21 protein-coding genes and 1 pseudogene are annotated in these 19,862 nt (G+C 45.4%); 9 read left to right on the top strand and 13 right to left on the bottom strand.

Annotated elements, in window-relative coordinates; all coding sequences use genetic code 11:
* The first annotated feature begins 295 nt into the window (after positions 1 to 295).
* From NDI35_RS14335 to NDI35_RS14325, 3 genes are all read left to right on the top strand, one after another.
* Complete coding sequence (locus tag NDI35_RS14335; RefSeq protein ID WP_445313319.1) at positions 296 to 1,825, top strand: phenylacetate--CoA ligase family protein; 1,530 nt, start codon at positions 296 to 298, stop codon at positions 1,823 to 1,825.
* An 85-nt stretch (positions 1,826 to 1,910) separates the two neighbouring features.
* Positions 1,911 to 2,327, top strand: a complete 417-nt coding sequence (locus NDI35_RS14330) for an element excision factor XisH family protein (protein ID WP_333402148.1) — start codon at positions 1,911 to 1,913, stop codon at positions 2,325 to 2,327.
* Positions 2,315 to 2,650, top strand: coding sequence for a XisI protein (locus NDI35_RS14325; protein ID WP_445313318.1), 336 nt, complete (start codon positions 2,315 to 2,317; stop codon positions 2,648 to 2,650). Before NDI35_RS14330 ends, NDI35_RS14325 begins: the two co-directional genes overlap by 13 nt.
* 42 nt (positions 2,651 to 2,692) lie before the next feature.
* Here NDI35_RS14325 and NDI35_RS14320 read toward each other — a convergent pair whose 3' ends face one another.
* Complete coding sequence (locus NDI35_RS14320; protein WP_445313369.1) at positions 2,693 to 3,430, bottom strand: Uma2 family endonuclease; 738 nt, start codon at positions 3,428 to 3,430, stop codon at positions 2,693 to 2,695.
* Positions 3,431 to 3,583: 153 nt separating this feature from the next.
* A complete protein-coding gene (locus tag NDI35_RS14315; RefSeq protein ID WP_445313317.1) occupies positions 3,584 to 4,672 on the bottom strand; it encodes a ParB N-terminal domain-containing protein in 1,089 nt (362 codons plus the stop codon).
* A 215-nt stretch (positions 4,673 to 4,887) separates the two neighbouring features.
* Between NDI35_RS14315 and NDI35_RS14310 the strand changes: the two genes are divergently transcribed.
* A complete protein-coding gene (locus tag NDI35_RS14310) occupies positions 4,888 to 5,118 on the top strand; it encodes a hypothetical protein (RefSeq protein WP_445313316.1) in 231 nt (76 codons plus the stop codon).
* On the opposite strand, the gene NDI35_RS14305 is transcribed toward NDI35_RS14310, so the two are convergent.
* The 4 genes from NDI35_RS14305 to NDI35_RS14290 form a co-directional block, all read right to left on the bottom strand.
* Positions 5,113 to 6,042, bottom strand: a complete 930-nt coding sequence (locus NDI35_RS14305; RefSeq protein WP_445313315.1) for a ParB N-terminal domain-containing protein — start codon at positions 6,040 to 6,042, stop codon at positions 5,113 to 5,115. The genes NDI35_RS14310 and NDI35_RS14305 overlap by 6 nt on opposite strands.
* A gap of 6 nt (positions 6,043 to 6,048) precedes the next feature.
* Positions 6,049 to 7,548 (bottom strand): AAA family ATPase, encoded by a 1,500-nt coding sequence (locus NDI35_RS14300; RefSeq protein WP_445313314.1) that lies wholly within the window; start codon positions 7,546 to 7,548, stop codon positions 6,049 to 6,051.
* A gap of 289 nt (positions 7,549 to 7,837) precedes the next feature.
* The gene (locus tag NDI35_RS14295) at positions 7,838 to 8,890 is read right to left on the bottom strand and encodes a fatty acid desaturase (protein WP_445313313.1); all 1,053 of its coding nucleotides are present in this window, start codon (positions 8,888 to 8,890) and stop codon (positions 7,838 to 7,840) included.
* A 257-nt stretch (positions 8,891 to 9,147) separates the two neighbouring features.
* Entirely contained in the window at positions 9,148 to 9,429 is a 282-nt protein-coding gene (locus tag NDI35_RS14290; RefSeq protein WP_445313312.1) for a hypothetical protein, read from the bottom strand.
* Positions 9,430 to 9,549: 120 nt separating this feature from the next.
* Here NDI35_RS14290 and thrC point away from each other — a divergent pair, with 120 nt between their 5' ends.
* Both thrC and purU read left to right on the top strand, forming a co-directional pair.
* Positions 9,550 to 10,674, top strand: coding sequence for a threonine synthase (thrC, locus tag NDI35_RS14285; RefSeq protein WP_445313311.1), 1,125 nt, complete (start codon positions 9,550 to 9,552; stop codon positions 10,672 to 10,674).
* A gap of 239 nt (positions 10,675 to 10,913) precedes the next feature.
* Entirely contained in the window at positions 10,914 to 11,768 is an 855-nt protein-coding gene (gene purU, locus NDI35_RS14280; protein ID WP_445313310.1) for a formyltetrahydrofolate deformylase, read from the top strand.
* 137 nt (positions 11,769 to 11,905) lie between these two features.
* On the opposite strand, the gene NDI35_RS14275 is transcribed toward purU, so the two are convergent.
* The gene (locus tag NDI35_RS14275; RefSeq protein ID WP_445313309.1) at positions 11,906 to 12,895 is read right to left on the bottom strand and encodes a mechanosensitive ion channel family protein; all 990 of its coding nucleotides are present in this window, start codon (positions 12,893 to 12,895) and stop codon (positions 11,906 to 11,908) included.
* A 309-nt stretch (positions 12,896 to 13,204) separates the two neighbouring features.
* Positions 13,205 to 13,837 carry a hypothetical protein gene (locus NDI35_RS14270; RefSeq protein WP_445313308.1) on the bottom strand — a complete coding sequence of 211 codons (633 nt, stop codon included), beginning with the start codon at positions 13,835 to 13,837 and terminating at the stop codon, positions 13,205 to 13,207.
* A 123-nt stretch (positions 13,838 to 13,960) separates the two neighbouring features.
* On the opposite strand from NDI35_RS14270, the gene NDI35_RS14265 reads away from it, so the two are divergent.
* Both NDI35_RS14265 and NDI35_RS14260 read left to right on the top strand, forming a co-directional pair.
* Complete coding sequence (locus tag NDI35_RS14265; RefSeq protein ID WP_445313307.1) at positions 13,961 to 14,986, top strand: YihY/virulence factor BrkB family protein; 1,026 nt, start codon at positions 13,961 to 13,963, stop codon at positions 14,984 to 14,986.
* A 231-nt stretch (positions 14,987 to 15,217) separates the two neighbouring features.
* On the top strand, positions 15,218 to 15,880 hold the full coding sequence (locus NDI35_RS14260; protein WP_445313306.1) for a hypothetical protein: 663 nt from the start codon (positions 15,218 to 15,220) through the stop codon (positions 15,878 to 15,880).
* Positions 15,881 to 16,050: 170 nt separating this feature from the next.
* On the opposite strand, the gene NDI35_RS14255 is transcribed toward NDI35_RS14260, so the two are convergent.
* The 5 genes and pseudogenes from NDI35_RS14255 to NDI35_RS14235 all read right to left on the bottom strand — a co-directional run bounded on the left by NDI35_RS14255 (position 16,051) and on the right by NDI35_RS14235 (position 18,191).
* A complete protein-coding gene (locus NDI35_RS14255) occupies positions 16,051 to 16,383 on the bottom strand; it encodes a PP2C family protein-serine/threonine phosphatase (protein ID WP_445313305.1) in 333 nt (110 codons plus the stop codon).
* On the bottom strand, positions 16,370 to 16,567 hold the full coding sequence (locus tag NDI35_RS14250) for a hypothetical protein (RefSeq protein WP_445313304.1): 198 nt from the start codon (positions 16,565 to 16,567) through the stop codon (positions 16,370 to 16,372). The genes NDI35_RS14255 and NDI35_RS14250 overlap by 14 nt, the downstream gene beginning before the upstream one ends.
* A pseudogene (locus NDI35_RS14245) lies at positions 16,549 to 16,714 on the bottom strand (IS1/IS1595 family N-terminal zinc-binding domain-containing protein); the annotation flags it as partial. The pseudogene NDI35_RS14245 and the gene NDI35_RS14250, both read right to left, overlap by 19 nt.
* A 195-nt stretch (positions 16,715 to 16,909) precedes the next feature.
* Positions 16,910 to 17,770 carry a DUF6920 family protein gene (locus NDI35_RS14240; protein WP_445313303.1) on the bottom strand — a complete coding sequence of 287 codons (861 nt, stop codon included), beginning with the start codon at positions 17,768 to 17,770 and terminating at the stop codon, positions 16,910 to 16,912.
* 46 nt (positions 17,771 to 17,816) lie between these two features.
* The gene (locus NDI35_RS14235) at positions 17,817 to 18,191 is read right to left on the bottom strand and encodes a DUF1257 domain-containing protein (protein ID WP_333372998.1); all 375 of its coding nucleotides are present in this window, start codon (positions 18,189 to 18,191) and stop codon (positions 17,817 to 17,819) included.
* 252 nt (positions 18,192 to 18,443) lie between these two features.
* Between NDI35_RS14235 and NDI35_RS14230 the strand changes: the two genes are divergently transcribed.
* A complete protein-coding gene (locus NDI35_RS14230) occupies positions 18,444 to 19,634 on the top strand; it encodes a WD40 repeat domain-containing protein (protein WP_445313302.1) in 1,191 nt (396 codons plus the stop codon).
* The last annotated feature ends 228 nt before the right edge of the window (positions 19,635 to 19,862 follow it).

Below are 19,862 nucleotides of genomic sequence, written 5' to 3'. Positions count from 1 at the left end.
TGCTGCGTCGGATTTTCACGCTTGACTGAGACTAGGAGTTTTGGGCGATCGCTGAATTAATCTTGCCATAGTGTGTCAGTGTTTATTAGTCGATCGGCTGCTTGGCTATCCCCTGTGGTTATTGTGAAAACAGCGGTTTCGTGCTATTGAAGTTTATCTACTGCGCCATATTTTCGATCGACCTCAAAGTGTGTTCAAATTTTTAGTGTCCAGCCCAATGTGCGATCGGGCGTTAGCGGTACTAATTGAATCTTGAGCGATCGAGGTGCAAAATCCCCATTTTAAGGAGCCAATCATGCAGCCAGAACAGCGTCAGCGAGCAATTGGGGCGTTTGAAGAGTTTTTGAGGGCGCCACTGGAGGAACGATTGCAACACCAGCAGAGTCGAGTTGCCGAATCCGGGGCGATCGCGCTTTTTCAAAAAGTCGCGGCCACAGTACCAGCTTACCAGACTTTCCTAGCTGCACTTAACATCAATCCCGCCTCAATTCAAACCTTTGAAGACTTCCAAAAATTGCCGCTAATTACCAAAGAGAATTATTTACGCTGTCACCCGCTACCTCAGTTGTGTCACCAGGGGAAATTAGAAACTTGCGATTTCATTGCTGTTTCATCTGGTTCGACAGGAAACCCGACATTTTGGCCGCGTTTTATCAGCGACGAGTTGCAAATTGCCGCTCGTTTTGAACAAATATTTCACGACAGTTTTTACGCCGACAATCGCTCAACTTTAGCTGTCATTTGCTTTGCGTTGGGAACTTGGGTAGGCGGAATGTACACGGCAAATTGCTGCCGCTATCTAGCGAGTAAGGGTTATCCGGTTACAGTTGTGACGCCTGGGAATAATAAGACTGAAATATTTCGAGTTGTGCAGGAACTTGGGGAGCATTTCGAGCAAGTAGTTTTGTTGGGATATCCGCCGTTTATCAAAGATGTGATTGATAGCGGAATTGCTGGGGGTGTGGAGTGGCAAAAATACCGAATTAAGATGGTGTTTGCGGGGGAAGTGTTTAGCGAAGAATGGCGGGGTTTGGTGAGCGATCGCACTAATTCTGACAATCTATATTACAACTCTGCGAGCCTTTACGGTACTGCCGATGCGGGCGTTTTGGGCAACGAGACACCGCTGAGCATTTGCATCCGTCGCTTTTTAGCAAACAATCCCGAAGCAGCACGCAATTTATTCGGGGAATCGCGGTTGCCAACGCTGGTACAGTACGATCCGAAAAGCCGCTTTTTTGAAGTGAATAATGACGGCACGCTATTATTTTCTGGCGACAACGGCATCCCGCTAATACGCTATCACATCTCGGATAACGGCGGTTTAATTTGTTACGAAGCAATGCTCAATTTTTTGGCAGAATGGGGATTTAACCCTGTGGCACGTTTACAGCAAGCAGCAGCTATGAAAGTTTCTAATTTCCCCAGAGGAATTCGCTGCTTGCCATTTGTCTATGTATTTGGGCGATCGCACTTTACCGTTTCCTACTTCGGTGCCAACATTTACCCGGAAAATGTCACCGTAGGTTTAGAAGTTCCCACCATTCGGGAATGGGTGACGGGAAAATTTGTACTGCAAGTCAAGGAAAATGCTGATCAAAATCGGTTTTTATCGGTGGTTGTGGAATTAGCAGCGGGGGTGGAGGGCGACGCGGAGATGCAGGAGGCGATCGCATCTTCAATTCTCGCGCAATTGCGACGGCTAAACAGCGAATTTGCTAATTACGTTCCGCCAGAATATCAGTTACCTGTGGTGACATTAACTGCGATGGGCGATGCGGAGTATTTTCCGATTGGGGTGAAGCACCGATACACGCGGCAGTAAGTAGTTTGAATTGATGAGCTATCAGTTTTCCAAAGTCTTATGTTATTCTATAATTAGGGTGATATTTGATGGTTCAGCTTAAAATATGCCAGCAAAAGACATCTACCACAATACTGTCAGAACAGCTCTAGAAAAAGACGGGTGGACGATAACAAACGATCCGCTACCCTTAAAAATTGGCAAACGTACTCTCAACGTCGATTTGGGTGCAGAAAAACTATTTGCTGCCGAAAAGCAAGGTCGCAAAATTGCTGTAGAAGTAAAAAGTTTCGTAAGTGCTTCACCCGTTCATGACTTAGAAGAAGCTGTTGGACAGTATATTGTCTATGAAGATATTCTAGAGCGCTCGGAACCTGAACGGATAATATATCTGGCAATCCGTGCAGAAGTTTATGCACAAATTTTTTCGGAACCTATCGGGCAGGTTTTGTTAGAAAAAAAGAGATTTAAATTAATAGTTTTTGATTCATTAAAGGAGACAGTTGTCAGATGGATAGACTAGATGAATATCGCGGATTTATTCAGAAAATTTTAGATAGTTATGCCCAGATTCCCTATCAATACGGAGAAATTAAAAGCAGCGTTATTGTTGACCGCGAACAAAACAATTTTTTACTGATGCACGAAGGCTGGCAAGGGCCTCAAAGAATTCACGATTGTATCGTTCATGTGGAAATTATCGACGGCAAAATCTGGATTCAACAAGATGGTATAGAAACGGGAATTACCGCAGAACTTGTAGAATTAGGAGTGCCTAAAGACCAGATAGTTTTAGGGTTTCATCCGTATCATGTTCGGCAACATACGGGATATGCGATCGCCTAAACGCGCTTACAATACAGAAACTTAGAATAAAAAGGACGATCGCTAAATTGTATTGGGATCAATATTTAATTCTCGCAGTTTCGCGGCCAGGCGATCGGCTCGTTGAGCTTCTTGTCCGGCTCGTTGAGCCTCTTCGTCGGCTCGTTGAGTCTCCCTTTCTGCAACCTCTTCAGGAGTAGGGACAAGCTCTCCTTCTGCTGTAAAGAAACGCAATTTTCCGCCACAAATTCCGAGACTCAAATCGAGCTGCTGACTCCGCAGATGCCCGAATTCGTTCGGTGCGATTGCTTCATATTCTCCGTCAACTAAATGAAACCCAGCTAATTCTAAAGTTTCTGGGTCAAACCAAAAGTAGTCGTGAGTGCGAAAAGTATCTTGATAGAGTTGTCTTTTAAAGTTTTTGTCTATATCCGCTGTTTTGGGAGACAGGATTTCAACGATAATATTGGGGTACTTTCCCTCTTCTTCCCAAACTACCCAGCTTTTACGAGTTTTTCGTTCTGTTCCGAGTACCACAAAAAAGTCTGGCCCTCGGAAGTCTTTCGATTTGAGTTGCTTGGGACTGTAATAAATGGTGAGGTTTCCAGCAGCATAAAAATTGTTTCTATCTCGCCACAGCCATTCTAGACAGTTGAGGAGTAGGATTATTTGTCGGAGATGCAGTTCTGTTTCCACGGGAGGTTCGTCACTGTATAAATCGCCGGGAGGAAAGATAAAGTTTTCCGGTATCTCTTGTTCTAGTATCTCTTGGGTAGTAGCTAATTCTGCGGTTGCGGACATGGCTGCTTGGTGAGGAGTAAGAGGTTGTGTGTCTATTTTAGCAAGCTTTTCATATCTCTGCCGAGGACTATTCTGAAAGCCCGATCGCGCTTTTTGCCCAAAAACGCGATCGAACACCCAATAATTAGTTGTTAACTATTAGCAAATACCCTTTTATCTGCTGTCAGCTTCTCTGAGAGCCTCCAGAATTTCCGGTCGTTTCATGCGCGCGTAGCCCCGCAGTTTCCTGTCTTTGCCGATCGCCTTCAACCGTCTCAGCGACAGACTTTCGTAGTCATCTTCTGGGGACGGAAACGGCAACTCTAACTGCAACTGCGGTAACTGAGGTTTCTGCTGTGCCTTCGACTGCTTCTTCGGCTGCGTTTTTGACTGCTTCTTCGGCGGTGCATCGGGCTGTCTTTCTGAGTGAGTCGCTGAGGCTCCCAGTTGGCGGCGGAGCGTTTCAATTTGATTTTTTAGGTCATTTTCTACCTTTTCAATGGTGTCGGAAACAAACTGATTAATTGTTTGGACTGTGTGTTCTAATTTTATTGACAGCAGTTTTTCCAGTTCATCCAACTGTCTCAAAGCACCTTCAATATTTACCTCAGAAATAACAGCCGATGTTGGCGGACGGTTGCTGCTCGATTGTTCAATTTTTTTAGCCATTTTATCTACCTTTTCATGAAATGCTTTTTCCACTTGTTCGAGCAAATGCTTAATCTGTTCTATTTGGTTACGCTCAAAGTTCTGCTCAGTTAGAGCTTTTACGTGCTTTTTTAGCAGATCTTCATTTTTTTTAACAGATTGTTCTATTTGTTTTGTTAGACTATCTACCTTTTTTTGAAATGATAGCTCAAATTGTTCGAGTAGAGTCTCTATTTGTGCTGTTTTATGAGTCGGTTGCGGAGCTAAATGTTCCATTTCTGCTTGAGCAACAGCGACCTCCTCGTCGGTCATTTCAAATACCCACGCCCACATTTGCTCGATGCCGAGTTCTTTAGCAACAATACACCAATCTGAGCCGCAGACCACTTCATATTCTTCTTCGTTGCTGTAAGCTTCGGTAGGGCGTACAATTAAAGGAATTAAGTTGCTGCCTTGCTCGATCAGACTTCTCCTGAGAGCTTCGCGGCGTTCGCGAGGAATTTCGCCCCGATGAGGCTCTGGTATGGCAATTTGGGAAGTGTAAATCTGAGTGTGACTAATTGGCTTAATCCGCAAATATTCAACTATTTGGTTTTGATCGGACGATCGATCCATCTTGTTACAAGTCCCCTTTTGTCATTAAAATCTGGTGTGTAGGTGTTTATGTATGTTTGCACTTTACAGCCTGCGTTTTAAGTGCTGCAAGACTAACCCAAGAACTCTAATTGTAAGGTGCGAGACAAACACCTTACCCAGACCGTGGTAAGTTAAAGGGTTTCTTGGGCTGAGTCTTCCAAGTCTGCGATCGAACTCGGTTATCTGGGGGAGATATGGCGTTGCTGCTGTACCTGTGCGGCTGGCTGTGCGGTGACAGCTCGGGCGATGGCGTCCCGCCCCGCAAGCTACGGCAAAAGTTACTGCAATTCCTAAAAAAAGCGACTGTGAAGAGTTTAACTGCCTACGGGACACCAAGCATACACTGCTTTACTCATCTTTACTTATTTTGGCGTCTGGGCGATCGGGCTGGCGTTGCGAGTTGCGGCAGGAGTTGCGAGTTATGAGTGTTTTTGCCACTTGTCAATTATTTTAATCATTGTTTTGTCGGTTAACCCATCAATACGTTTGACCGCACTTGTAAATGACACAAACGGCTGCACCTCTCGTTCTTTGATTATTCTTTTGATTACTGGAGACTTCAAGCCCGCATCTTGAAAATTCGCCAACATTTTAAATTCATCTAGGGTATTGAGTGCTTCCAACGCCGACATTGATTCGGAAGCTACGTTTTCAACTTCTGGTATCCTCTCTACCACCACTTGTTTTGCGGGTGGCGACTCTGATTTCAACTCATTAATTCTGTTTGCTAACCCAGCTTCAACTAACAGAGGTACTTGTTGTAAGATTCGGTTTTCAAGTTCTTGTATACTCTGGGATAAAACTTTTTGGTCGCGGGCGTACTCGGCTTTTAATTCATTAATTTGACTGGCAAACTGAGCTTCAATATTTGTTAGTCGCTGTTCTAAACTAGATGAATCTTGGGGAGTTTCATTTTCACATAAATTAGGGACTTCGACCAAAGAAACCGGGTTTTTTATTGAATCGGCAGGCTGCGACGAAGTATTTTCGTACAAAAACCCGGTTTCTGGGTTCTCAACTAAATTCTCAGTGATTGGGGTTTTTCTGAGGATTTCAAGTTGTTCGAGGAGAAGCTCTTCATTTTCTTCTTCCAGGATGAATGCTCCGATTGTCTCGCCTTTGAGAGGTTCTATTTCCTTGGCTCTCGTCGCCGCGTAGTATTCAAAGTCTCCGTCTACTATCTCGTAGGCATCCATACCGTTTCGGCGGACAATTATCGGATTAATCAATCCTCCTGAATCTAAAATTAGTCTCGCTAATTTCTCCAACTCAGGCTCGGCAAAATTGGAACGGGGAACTGTGGACGTAATTCTTTTCACTGCAACCAGTGACGGAAATAATTTTTTCATAAGTTTTTACTTACCTATTTTTTCCAAAACTTCTATTGCTAGCATTTCAAATTCTTGGGACGCGATGCAATCCGGCTTAAAGTCTAGCACTGAAATCGGATCGGCGATTTCCATATTTCCCACGATTTGAAATTGTTCTGCACACTTTGCCAAATCATCTCTTTCGTAAATTACGCTGTCCATGATTTCAAGGTCGTACCGTTTGGGAATTGCCTCCCTCCGCTTGGGCAAACTATACTGTACAAATTTAGTATTAGTTGAGATTTTGCAAGGGAGGACGCCTAAAATTGCGATCGGTTGTTTGCCGATTATTTTCCTGAATGCGTTAACTTTTTTGATAAAATCCTTGACATTAACCAATCCTTGATTGGCAAAAGGTTTTAAGTCAGAAGGAATAATTAAATAATCCGCCGTAATCAGGGCAACTCTGGCGTAAAAATTCAAAGAGGGCGGCGTATCGATCAGTACAATATCATATTTATCCTGTGCTACTGCTAGTTTCTGAATTAAAATCAGGCGACTGTAATCTAGTTGATTGAATTCGGTTTCTTCGTGCATCAAATTGATGTGGGAAGGAATCACATCAATTTCGGGATGGCAAAAACTTGACTTGCGAGCTACTTCTGCAATCGAGAAAAAGTCTTCTGATTGCAAAACTTGAAGAATATTATTATCTTTCAAATCATCTTGTTCTTCATCCTCAAATTTTACTAAACCTGTCGCAAAGGTTGTATTAGCCTGACTGTCTAAGTCTATCACCAAGACTCTCTTACCTTTCTTGCTCAGCGCTGCGGCTAAATTGACTACGGTTGTAGTTTTGCCAACGCCGCCTTTATTGTGGTAAACTGCAATGATTTTCATAGTATTTTGCCTTTTTTGGGGAACGGTTACATCGGATTTAACTTGAGGCTTAACGGGATTATTTTCAGGTATTTGTTCCGGTTCAGAGATTTGACTTGGCTCAGGTTCTGCGGTGGCGGGATTGTGGGGCTGTACTGGGACTTCGCTAACTAACTCAGGACTAACCAAATTAATTTTACTCTCTTCCAGTTTGAGATTATCGGGATTTTTTATAAATTTTAAACGATCTCTGCCAATTAAAGCGATAATTTCATCAATTCTATTTTCAAGGTCTTGTCCAGCACACTTAAAGACTAGCTGAATATCATCGGCAATTCTTTCGTAAATTCTAATTTCTTTACCGTTAGTTATGAGTCCGTAGCGGATGCTCAAACTTGTTAAATAGCGAGTGAGTTTTCGCAGGTGGCGGTCTAAATTTTCTTTCGGATGTTTAGCCTCCATAACTACACTCATCGGCGAGTCTGCATCGACAACTATGGGGATAACTTGGGTTGCAAATGAGAGGAAGTCTAGACGAATATTCCCAAATGCGATTTCTTGGTGCCAACTGTCGGGCGTATAGCCTAACTTTGGTAGCAGATAGCTGACAATCAGTTTGCTTTCTACTTCGCTTTCGTTGCGACAGTTATTGGGATTGAAAGTCATTCGATTTTAGATTTTAGATTTTAGATTTTAGATTGGTAATGACTGATTTAATCATGGTACGGATTGTGATCTTGAGAGTAGGGCGCGCATTTAAGTTGTATATTCAGGGCGGGCGGGACGCCCAACCCCTACTCCCCACAAGACTTTAATTTTTTTTGACAGGCAATTTAAATCCCGCAACAGATTAGGGCGCGCATTCCGCCCCTTACAAAGGCTACGGATTGTAATATCGAAAAACCCGGTTGTGTTTTACAAACCGGGTTTTTCTGGCATTTATCGCGTTTAAAACTTACTTTGTTTTAGCGTTAAATTCCTGCAATGTTTGATAGCCGCCAGCGGGATTGTACAAGTGACAGTTGTCGGCAATCCGCTTCATTAAAGACCAAGAAAATTCTGTTTCGTAGAGATGATCTTGCCAATTTTCCTTTAAGCTGCTGTGGGCGAGGCGCAAATTGTACCAGGGAATAGCAGTTGAAAGGTGGTGGGGAACGTGGACGTTAATGTCGTGGCACAGAAACTCTACCCAGCGGGGATAATCGCAGTGAACTGTTCCCGATAGTTGCGCTTGGGCTTCGTTCCATTCTTCGGGTTCTTGAAATGAAATGTCTGGTGCTGTGTGGTGAACGATCGTAAAAGTGCTCATCCAGAAATGGTAAACCAGCCAGGGCATCAACCAAAATTTGACAAATCCCCAAATGCCTGTGGTTGCAATTAAAATCGGGAATCCGATCGCAGCACCGATTAAAACGACAAAAACTGAAAACCGCACTTGCTCTTGTTTCTGTTGGCCTTTGAAGCGCCACCACATAAAGTGCACTTTTGCCCAGTGGGCGATCGAGCCGATCCACCACATTGGACCAAATATTAAACTATAAGCTATTTGTAAAGCCTTGGGCGCAGCAGCGTAGTCTGCTGCTGTCATCGGGTGCCAAGCATTATCCTCGCCAAGTTTGTTGGTGTGTTTGTGGTGATAATTGTGTCCGTGCCGCCATGCGTGAAACGGATAAATTAACGGCAGAAATGCGATATGTCCGACTAAATCGTTTACCCAGCGGCGGTTAGCAAATGACCGATGACCGCAGTCGTGACCGATCACAAAAAAACCGGTTAATCCGGTTCCTGTGAAAATCCACATTAGGGGTAGTAGAAACCAAGGAGAGACTGCTATGCCCCAGTAACCGACCGCAACTAAAAGAACGTTGACGATTACTTTTGTCCAAGCTTTGCGGGGGTTTTTGACGAATACTTCCCGCGGCAGGGTTTTGAGAATATCTTTGAGGCGCAGGTTGGAGGTGTCACTTGCGGATGTCAAATTTAGTGGTTTTTCGATCGATGCTGTCATAAATTGATTTCGATTCTCCGTATGCCATGACGATGGCTTAACAAAATTAGCGCATAAAAAAGCGCAGTAAAAGGTCAGCTCGTTGCCAGCAAGCAGCAGACGAGTTGAGCTGTAGGCAAGCGCGTTTTAGCAAATGCTAGCGATCGCTATCCGCAGTTAGGAATTTCTAGCACTTTTGGCAAAAAACACTGCGGGTAGCAAAACATTCGTTTTTATAACACAGGGCCAGGACAATTAGCATTAAGCGCTGTTGTCTGCTAATTGCTCTTGCTGCCAGAAATCGGGTCGAGAGCCGGCAAGCCAGCGAGCGACCGTTGCTGTTTGAGGCTTTGCACTTCCAGCAGCAAGGATTCGATTTCTGCTTGCAAGTGCAGGAACTTAACTTGCTGATCGGCTTGGTAGGGGCACTTCACCAAATCTACTTTGCGGGCAAAAGTGGTCGATAGGCTAGAAGAACTAGCCATTTCGGGATTGCTCGCGGTGACTTGAGGCCGGGAAAGAGTGGATGAATTATTTGACATTAGTAATTGAGTAGACATATCTACACATTCACACCATTAAGTTACTTTAACGTGAACCGATCGTATTAAACATCAAATTAACCGATCGAGCTAAAATTAGTGTAAATTCTTCGGCCATTGCCTAAAACCATTGACATCGTGACCCTGATTCTACCTGCTACTGACTCTGCTGCTAACTCTGCTGCCCGCGCCGCCGAGCCGAAACGCTACGGCTGGCCAGGCTTGATCGAAGCTTATCGCCCCTACCTGCCGGTGACGGAAACCACGCCGGTAGTGACGCTCCAAGAAGGCAATACTCCCCTGATTCCAGCACCTGCGATCGCCTCTCTCATCGGTAGAGACGTGCGCGTCCTGGTGAAATACGACGGACTCAACCCCACTGGTAGTTTCAAAGACCGGGGGATGACAATGGCGATTTCCAAGGCAAAGGAAGCTGGTGCCAAAGCAGTAATTTGCGCCAGTACCGGCAATACTTCGGCCGCCGCCGCCGCCTACGCCCGACGCGGGGGGATGCGAGCTTTCGTGTTGATTCCCGAAGGTTACGTGGCTTTGGGCAAGTTGGCGCAAGCTTTGCTTTACGGTGCGGAAGTCATTTCGATTGGGGGCAATTTCGATCGAGCCCTAGAAATTGTCCGCGAAATGGCTGTTAACTACCCTGTGACCTTGGTAAATTCGGTGAATCCTTACCGCTTGGAAGGTCAGAAAACCGGAGCTTTTGAAGTCGTTGACGCCTTGGGCGACGCCCCAGACTGGCTGTGCATTCCCGTAGGAAATGCGGGAAACATCACAGCATACTGGATGGGTTTTTGTCAATACCACCAAGCCAAAAAATGTTCGCGCTTGCCGCAGATGATGGGATTTCAAGCCGCCGGGGCTGCACCGTTGGTGACGGGAGAACCGGTGGCGCACCCGGACACCCTGGCGACGGCAATTCGGATTGGGAATCCGGCTAGCTGGAAACAGGCGATCGCAGCTTCCGAAGCCAGCCGCGGCGGTTTTGCCGCAGTCACCGACGCCGAAATTCTCGACGCTTACCGTTTGTTAGCATCGCAAGAAGGGATTTTCTGCGAACCGGCGAGTGCAGCTTCTGTGGCCGGCTTGCTGAAGGTAAAAGACCAAGTTCCGACTGGGGCGACGGTAGTTTGCGTGCTAACTGGTAACGGTTTGAAAGACCCGGATACCGCAATTAATCACAGCAACAATCAATTTAAAAGTGGCATTGCTCCGACTTTGGATGCAGTAGCTGGGGCGATGGGGTTTTAAAAGAAGGAAGAAGGAAGATCGAAACAGGCAAGATGCCTGTTCCACTCTTAGTTAAAATCTCTTGTGGGGTGGGCATCTTGCCCGCCCGTAAGCCCATCGAAACAGGCAAGATGCCTGTTCCACTCTTAGTTAAAATCTCTTGTGAGGTGGGCATCTTGCGCGCCCCTAAACGTATCAATAAACCCCTGTGAGATAACTTGTTCTTGCTCGACTCAGCGAGACACTTTTGTCATTATATTATGACTACCCCTACTGCAACCCTGTTAATTGCCTGTCCCGATCGCAAAGGGCTCGTCGCCTTACTTGCCAATTTTATCGCATCCCACAATGGCAATATCATTCACGCGGATCACCATACAGATTTTACCGCCGGATTATTTCTAAGCAGGCTAGAATGGCAATTAGACGGTTTTGACTTAACCACCGAACAAATAACACCTGCTTTTAGTGAAATAGCCAAGGACTTAGAAGCCAATTGGCAATTGCATTTCTCCCAAAAAATTCGACGGATCGCGATCTGGGTAAGCCGTCAAGATCACTGTTTATTAGACTTGATTTGGCGACAGCGAGCGCAAGAAATCAGAGGTGAAATTCCGCTGATAATCAGCAACCATCAAAATTTAAAGCCTCTTGCCGAACAATACGGTATCGACTTTGAGTATATTCCCATTACTAAAGACAATAAAGCTATTCAAGAAGCACAACAGTTAGAACTTATTAAAAAATATAATATCGATTTAGTAGTTTTGGCTAAATATATGCAAATCTTGAGTCAAGACTTTATCAGAAAATTTCCCAATGTGATTAATATTCACCATTCATTTTTACCCGCGTTTGTGGGTGCAAATCCTTACGAAAGAGCTTATGAAAGAGGGGTAAAAATTATCGGTGCAACAGCCCACTATGTTACACCAGATTTAGATGCGGGCCCGATTATCGAACAAGATGTTGTGCGCGTGAGTCACCGCGATGAAGTGTCTGATTTGGTTCGCAAAGGTAAAGATTTAGAAAGAGTGGTTTTAGCAAGGGCGGTGCGATATCATTTACAAAATCGTGTTTTAGTTTATGGCAATCGGACTGTGGTTTTTGCTTGAAAATTAGGCATCATATCAATCCTGGTTTGTTACTCCTTTAATCACTCGGCGAGTGATATCAATTCCGGTTGCACGAGCCAAGTGCAGCGAATCCCAAAGTTTGCTCAGCTTGACATTTTGCATGACTGGTGATGCGGTTAAGATTTTCCGTTGCCGTCTTGTTGCGATCGCCCTTGGCCCACTTTTCGCACAGAGCCACTAATACGACGAGGTTTCGGAACTTTACGTTTGTCTGCGGGCCATCCTTCACGCTGCTGGGAGCGATGGCCATCGGTTTCTTCGGTTTGATCGTGCAACAAGATGTTCCGGGTTGGATAAGGCAAATCGAGGCCGTTTTCCACATATAGCTTTTTTTTAATAGCACAAATTACCTTGTCGCGCGATCGCAGATCGTCAATTCGGCGCGGCGGAGCAATCCACCACCGAACGCGGATATTGACCGTACTTTCTCCTAGATCCATCGCCAGTACATCGGGTGCAGGAGCTTTCAAAACCTCCTTCAGGCTGTACAGTGCTTCCAGGATTAACTGCTTTGCCTGGTCAATATCGTCGCCGTAACCAATACTAATATCGTATTCCATGCGGCGTTTATCGAAAGCAGTATTCACTGTCACCGAATTCGTAAACAATTCGGCATTTGGAATGACAATCCGCCGACCATCATAAGTTTGGATTGTTGTAGCGCGAGTCTCAATATTTTCTACCGTTCCCTCAAAGTTTTTAAACACAATCTGGTCATCGATTCGGAACGGTTCCGTCAACAGAATTAGGATACCGGCTAAGAAGTTTTGCAAGATATCACGAAATGCAAAACCAATCGCCACCCCGCTAATTCCCAGCAGTTGCACCAAATCGCCAGCTTTTAATGTAGGAATTACAATCGAAAGAGAAATAAATAGACCAACTAGAACGATCGCACTCTGGGCTAACCGTCCTAACACCAGCCCCAAATTTCGAGCTTGGTGGTGGTGGCGGGTAAGTCGCCTGACCACTCTCTTAATTTGCCTCCCCACAAAGTAAAAAATTGCAAAGACAATTAAGGCCAGCACAATATTAGGCAGCATGATCATAAAGCTGTCGATCATGCTCTGAATCTTTTTCCAGACTATGGATATCTCTGCCTTCATGAAGTTTCCTCGCGCATCAGTCGTTGTCGATAGTAGTAAAATTTAGCTCGATTAAGTTCTATCTAAAGACTGTAGGTTGGTACGACGCGAGGCAGATTTTTTGGCAGTTTTCAAAATTTTGAATGCGGATTATAGGTTGGGATATAGTACAGTTACATCGATTAGTAAACCCTCTGTAGATGGGCAATAATAAAGAAGCGGATGAATTAATGCCTTCTAATTGCAGGAATAGCAAAAACAACGCATCGCTGACTAAATCCCACCTGCTAAGGGGACTCGCCATGCCGAAAATTCCTGAATTTTTAGCTCCTAATTCCCAAAGGGCGGTAAATCGAGTAACTGATTTTTAGAAGGTGGAAGCTGGGCGGGATTTTTGCCTGGGGCGGAAGTTTGGCGGATTTCCAGAGCAGTTTCGCCAGGATTTGCAGTGCGAGTAGGTACTATTTCTAAAGAATATACTGTCTCGGTTTTTGCAGGGGCAGGATTTTGGGCTTTGGTGAGCAAGTCAACGGCATCTCCGAGGGCGCTAGTTAAATTTTTGCTAGTTTCGGCATGACGGGCTTCTTCTTGTTTGAGGGCTTGAGTGAGTTGTTTAACTTGTTCGATCGCCCGATCGCGCTCTTCGAGAACTTCTGCTAACTTAGCTTTAAGTTCGCCTACTGTTTGCAGTTGTTCGACTTCCTGCTGGCGAGCAACTCCAGCATCGGCGCCTTCGGGCATAATGGGGGAAAAATTTTGTAATTGTTCTATTTGTGCTTCCAGAGAAGCGATGCTTTGCTGAGCTAATTTGGCATCATTCCGCCGCTGTTCGGCTTCGGTATTGTAGAGTTGGCGCCACTGAGCAGCACTTTCACCGGCCTCATCGCGATCGCGCGAAACTTCTGTTAACTGCTGTTGCAGCCGCTTGATTTCATCTAACCACTGTCTGACATCCTGATCCATAATATTGATTTTAGATTTTAGATTTTAGATTGGGGAATTGGGAATTGGCAATTGCGAGTGGATAATGGCTTAATTAATTAACGAGTTGTGTTACCTCTTCTTTCGCCCCGTTTCCTGTGCGCTATGAACATTTATTACTGGTTGCGCTACCTGATTTTAGCTTTGTTTAAGGCGCTTTTAAGGCTGTTTCGAGCTCTCAAACGGAAATGGGGTGGTTTTTGGCTGTTTTGTCGGTGTTTGACTTGGGGCACGCTCAAGGAAGTCGGGGGGAAGGCGGGAGAGCAGCGCTTGCCGGGGCTGTCTGCGGAAATGGCCTACAATTCAATGCTGGCGCTGTTTCCGGGGCTGTTGGCTATCTTATCTGCGATCGCTCTCTTTGAACCTTTGCAGTCAACACTTTATCAAATCGCCCGTCTTTTGGGCGAAATTATACCCGATGACGTGCGGAATTTGATTGGTGGCTTAATCAAAGAAATTCTGTTAACTCGCAGTAAAGGGCTGTTTTCGGTGAGCTTTCTTGGGGCGATTTGGGCATTTTCGGGAGTAATGAGCGCGGCGATGGCTGCACTCGATCGCATCCATGAAATCCCGAGCGAGCGAACTAGACCATTTTGGAAAGCCAAACTTATTTCTCTGGCGCTGAGTATCGGTACAATTATACTATTGATTTTGGCATCGGGAGTAGTATTTGTCAGCGACTTAATTGTCCAAGCTATTGCCCGCCAGAGTTGCCTGCTGGAGTCCGTCGCCAATTGCGATTTAAAAGATGTCCAAAATTGCTTGCTCCTCGCCGGCAATTGCCCTTTGGAGTCGCAACTGTTAGGTGCTTGGAGGCTGTGGCGGTGGCCGATTTCTTTGGGAATTGTATCACTGGCTTTTGCTTTTGTTTACCGCTACGGGCCTAGCCGCCGTCAACCAGATATTCCTATTGTGTCGGGAGCTGTTTTTGCTGCTATTTTGTGGGCGCTATTTTCAGCTTTATTTCGGTTTTATGTTTTGCATTTGGGCAATTACACTTGGACTTACGGCACAATCGGAAGTTTTATTGTGTTGCTGCTGTGGCTGGATATTTCTTCTTTGGTGATGCTGATCGGCGCTCAGTTGAATGTGACCGTGGGAAAGGCTATGAAACAACCAAAATTAAAATAATTTGTTAATTTTGAATTGTTAATTGTTATTTGCCGGATGCTGGCTTACCTACGGAGTAAAGTGCTGAGGATTCCCGCAACAAAAGACAGCAAAATCAGTATCCAAATGACACCACCGGGAATGAATGTCAAAAGGCCAACACCTCTGAGAATCCAAACTAGGAGGGTGAGGCCCAGGATAGTCAAAAAGATGCGGGTAGATAGTCGCATTTGAAATCTAGGAGAATTAGTCATGTTAAATGTTAAAGTTTTGTCTGGATCAATGATAGCTGTTTTATTGGCGATCTGCAGTTATCTCACCTTAATTTCCACTCCCGGTTCCACTGTTGCGCCTGGGGCTACAAATGTGCTGGGAGAAGTGGCAAATGCTGCTCAAAAAACACCTTCTGCAAATTTAACAATTTCCGATCGCACAATTGGAGCGGCGAAGGTGGGGATGACTTTAGGACAATTGAAAAAGGCTCTCGGTTCCACAGCACAGTTTAAGGTACAGTCTCCTTTTATGGTAGACTTTGATGCTGTGGCTGTCAGCCAGTCGGGAAAAGTGCAATATCGGATTATCTACGCTGCGGGTACAAAGCTAAAAGATACCGATGTCATTGAACTTTTGATGACTGAAAATGCTAATTATAAAACAGTTCAGGGCGTCGGGCCGGGAATGACTTTGAAACAAGCAGAGGCAATTTACGGTAAGGCTACTTTATCTTATAACGTAGATAATGAAATGAGAGAAGGGGTTGTATTTGCCAAGCAACCTACTAGAAAAATTATGTTTGTTCCCAAGGTTGATGGGAAGCAATTTGCAGGGGTTTATGGCGCTGGTCAAGGAGGGTTTTATCAGACTAATAAGTATCAAACCAATGCTCTAATTAAGTCCGTGATGGTGCGGAAGTGAATTAGTTAATAATACAGCGAGACGATCGCCCTTACTAAAAAAGAGCGATCGCCCCTATTGAATTAGTCAAAACAGCAGCAAAATAATTACAGTTGATCACCTGTTGGTGATGGAAGTGCTCGGTGAATTTCGCCACTAAAATCAAAAGGTAAATGAAAACCGCTAGCATATTATTTCTGTTTCAAAACCACCAAAGTAATATCATCCAAAAGCCTCTGAGTGCCAATATACCGCCGCACATCCTCGATTGCAGCTTCCAGAATTTTTAAGGCAGATAGATGGCGATTTTTCACGAACGCTTCCCGCAGTCTTTTTAATCCGTACTGCTTTTTATTAATATCGAAAGCTTCCGAAATTCCATCAGTATAAAGCACCACTACATCCCCAGGATTTAACTGCACTTCTGTTTGGTTAATAAAGTCGCCGATATCGTCTACTAAGCCAATAGGAAAGCCTAAATCCATCCTATCTATACACTCCAGCGTCCCATCAGCGCGCACCACGCACGATCGTTTCCTCGTGTTGTCCGCTTAATCTCAAGACGCCTCCAGCATAGTCTAAGATGGCTAACATCATGTTTCGATCGGATTCAATGCGCTGGAGATTGTCATCAAGAGTCTGGTTGAGGACATCCAAAAACTTCACCGTATCTGTTTCATTTATTTTATGACGTACATTTTTAGGCATTCGGGTTTCATAGTTTCACTGTAACCAGGCGTGGCACTCATAATCATCGATAAATTGACGGCGACATTTGACACAAATGTGGTTCTGTTTTCCTTTTTTCTTACCGTTTTTACGGAGATGGGTTGATTTGCACTCAGGACATTGCATGGTGATTCCTTCTATTCATACTCTAATTATGCAACGCCGAAGTTCCCTTACTGCTGTCTTGAACTCTGTAATGTTGATGGGTAATTAACTTTTTCGCTAATAGCCGTTTACCTGTGTACTCTAATTATCAGATTGTTCCCATGAAATAGGGGAGAAAATCTCAGACTCAGACCCACTCTACAACACAAACTAGAATCATCGTGCAAACTCATAGGCAATATTTGTGATGCGGCCGCGCCAGTAGGGCAATAGCGAGCCATCAGGCAGTTGCCACGCCACCTCACCGGAGAGCGGAATCCGCATACCGTCTCGCAATTCGTAGTCCCAGAAGCGACCTTGCCAGGGCGCAAACACCAGTCCCCCGTTAACTGTACGGGCGCGGACCTCGGCGCGGATAGTGGCGATTAGCCCTGCTTCATCAAAGCGGAAATCCAGGGAAACAGCGGTGTCGCCATCCTGTAGCGTTGCTCTGGCGGAAGAATTGTCGATCGCCTCCCAGCGAACACCCTGACTCGGCAGCAGTCTCGTGGGATACCAAGCCGCCTCCGCGAAAAAGCGCATCAGTTCCCCTTGTGCCGCTTCTGGAGTGCCGCGGATATCCGCCAGAGTCACCAGGCCCAGCAGCGCCGCATGGAGGATGCCTTCGCCAGAAATGTAGGCATCGTGAACAAACGCATTGATACCGGGGATCATGGCAATTCGCCCGTCCCAATCAAAGCCAGGGCGTTGAGTAATTACCAGTTGAGTTGAGTTGAATGCGCTCCATTTTTCTGCGGATTCGCTCATGTTAAACGTGCCTTGGTGGGAAACCCGCGCTGTTGCAATTAGCGGTTGTCCCTCCTTCAGCACCGCACGAAAGTAGCGCTGCACTGGCTGGGGTAAATCGGCGATTTCCCGCGCATCAAATGTGAGAGGTTTAATCGGCGATCGCGCAGATTCCAGATTTGCTCGCAGTTCCTGGGTACCGAGATGCCAGCGGTATGTTCCAAGGGCGATCGCCCCAACAATGCCAACTACCAGCGCGAGGATGATTAGTACGATCGGCGATCGCCACATGGTGATTCCTCTGGATACCTAAAAACAAGTTAATCAAATGCGAGTCTTAAACCCATCGACCCACTACAACTCTGAGCGTTCCATCTGCCAAAGTTTCCTCTTCTTCAACATGAAAACCCTCTGACTGCACCGCCGCCATCAAACTTTTGCGCGCGTATTTCTGACTAATTGAATTGACAAAATCCTGCTGGTTAATTCGAGCGCCCCAAAAATCCGCCACCAATTCATAATCCTCTCCGCTGCGACGAAAACCCAAATCGTAACCATTGGATTGCCGAATCACGTACTCGGCATTAGTTTTGTCGCCCCGATAACCCCGTACCTGCACATTGCACTCTACTTGATAACCCAACTCTTCCAACACTTGATGTAGCAGTTCGCCGTTTTTGATCTGAACCTTGATCGTTGTGAAGTGTGACATATCACTTTCGGATTTTTGTGTGAAACGCTAATTTGATTATAATACTATAAACTGCACCAGTCAATAAGTTAGAAGTTGCGCTCTTAAAAGAGGTTTGAGCGTCACCGAAAGCAGCCAGGGTACAAGCCCCCGGATTCATCTGTGCAGAAATTAACAACATAGTATCCGATTACAATTACCCCCCATTTATCCGTGAGTTCGCTTTTCTCAATCCTCCCATTATTCAATTTAAAATCTAAAATCTAAAATCCTATGATCGCCGACAATTCTAACCAACCCAGAGAATATGATGCCGTCCTCGGCGGCCAAAGTCAAATCCCGATCGCCGGCGCAGTTTTGGGAGGCATCGCCGGGGTCAAGCAGCGCTTCAACAGTCCTAGTATCGAGTCGCGGATTGCCGCTGTTAAAGATGCTCCTAAATACGGAGGCGCTGGTTTAAATTTAGCAATTGAGGCGCTGCTTGACCCCGCAGCAGAAGTGCAGCGAGTTGCTTATTTAATTTTGCGATCGAGGACAGACCCTCTAGTGCGCCAAGCTTTAAAAGAATTCTTGCCTTACAAGCTTTTTGACTGCATCCGCACTGTCAAAACTGGCACAAATCTGGCGATTAGTCCCGGAGGTGATCGCACGGCGAGTTTGCACGGGAAAATAATTAGAATTTGCGATGTAGAGACAGGAGAAATACTCTATACTGTTGACAAGTATCCCCGCGCTCAAGAAACTTTTGTGCTTTGCCAAGAAAGTGAAGTGTTTGTGAGGAGTAGAAATACTCCGAAACACCGCGCCATCGAAATTTGGCAGGGAGGAGAATTGCAGCATACTTCCCTCGGACATGAAGCGGAAATTAGCGCAATTGTCGTCAGTCCCGACAGTCAAGTTATCGCCAGCGGTTCGGCAGATACTACTATCAAAATTTGGAATTTAGAGACGGGAAAGTTAATCTGTACTTTTGGCAATCTTTTAACTTGGGGAGCTCATAAAGCAGGAATTGTTAGTCTTGCTTTTAGCCCGATCGCACAAACTCTCGCTAGCAGCAGTTCTGATGGTACAATTAAACTGTGGAACCTCCGCAGCAGAGAATGCTCCCAAACAATTAAGGGTTATGCGAATTGTCTGGCTTTCAGTCCAGACGGGCAGACTTTGGCTACTGGCGGCTGGGACAGAAATATTCAACTGCGGCAGCTATCGAATCCAGATACTTCAATCACTTTAGCAGGGCATTTTAACTCGATAAATGCGATCGCCTTTAGTCCCGACGGACGCACTGTTGTCAGTGCTAGTGCGGATGGTAATATCAAATTTTGGAATGCCAGTACCGGCGAACATATTCACACTCTCAGCGGACATCAAAACTCTGTTACTTGTCTTACTTTTAGCAGCGATGGTGCAACTATTATCAGCGGCAGTTTAGATAAAACTGTCAAAATTTGGGGAGTTAATTGAAGGAAGAAGGAAGTTCGGCAACGGATTCTGTAACGGATGTAGCGGATGGAAGAAATAGAGAATAGGGCATAGGGAATAGGGCATAGGGAATAGGGCATAGGGAATAGGGCATAGGGAATAGGGAAGAAGGCAGAAGGCAGAAAGAAGAGGGAATCGACCTCATGATTTTCCCAAATTAAGTACCTCCTAACCATTCAGCCGCTGCCTATATTTCAATTGTCCCGATTC

Source organism: Microcoleus vaginatus FACHB-2002 (assembly GCF_040004035.1).
Taxonomy (GTDB): Bacteria; Cyanobacteriota; Cyanobacteriia; order Cyanobacteriales; family Microcoleaceae; genus Microcoleus; species Microcoleus vaginatus_C.
This window is presented reverse-complemented; position numbering and strand designations above follow the sequence as displayed.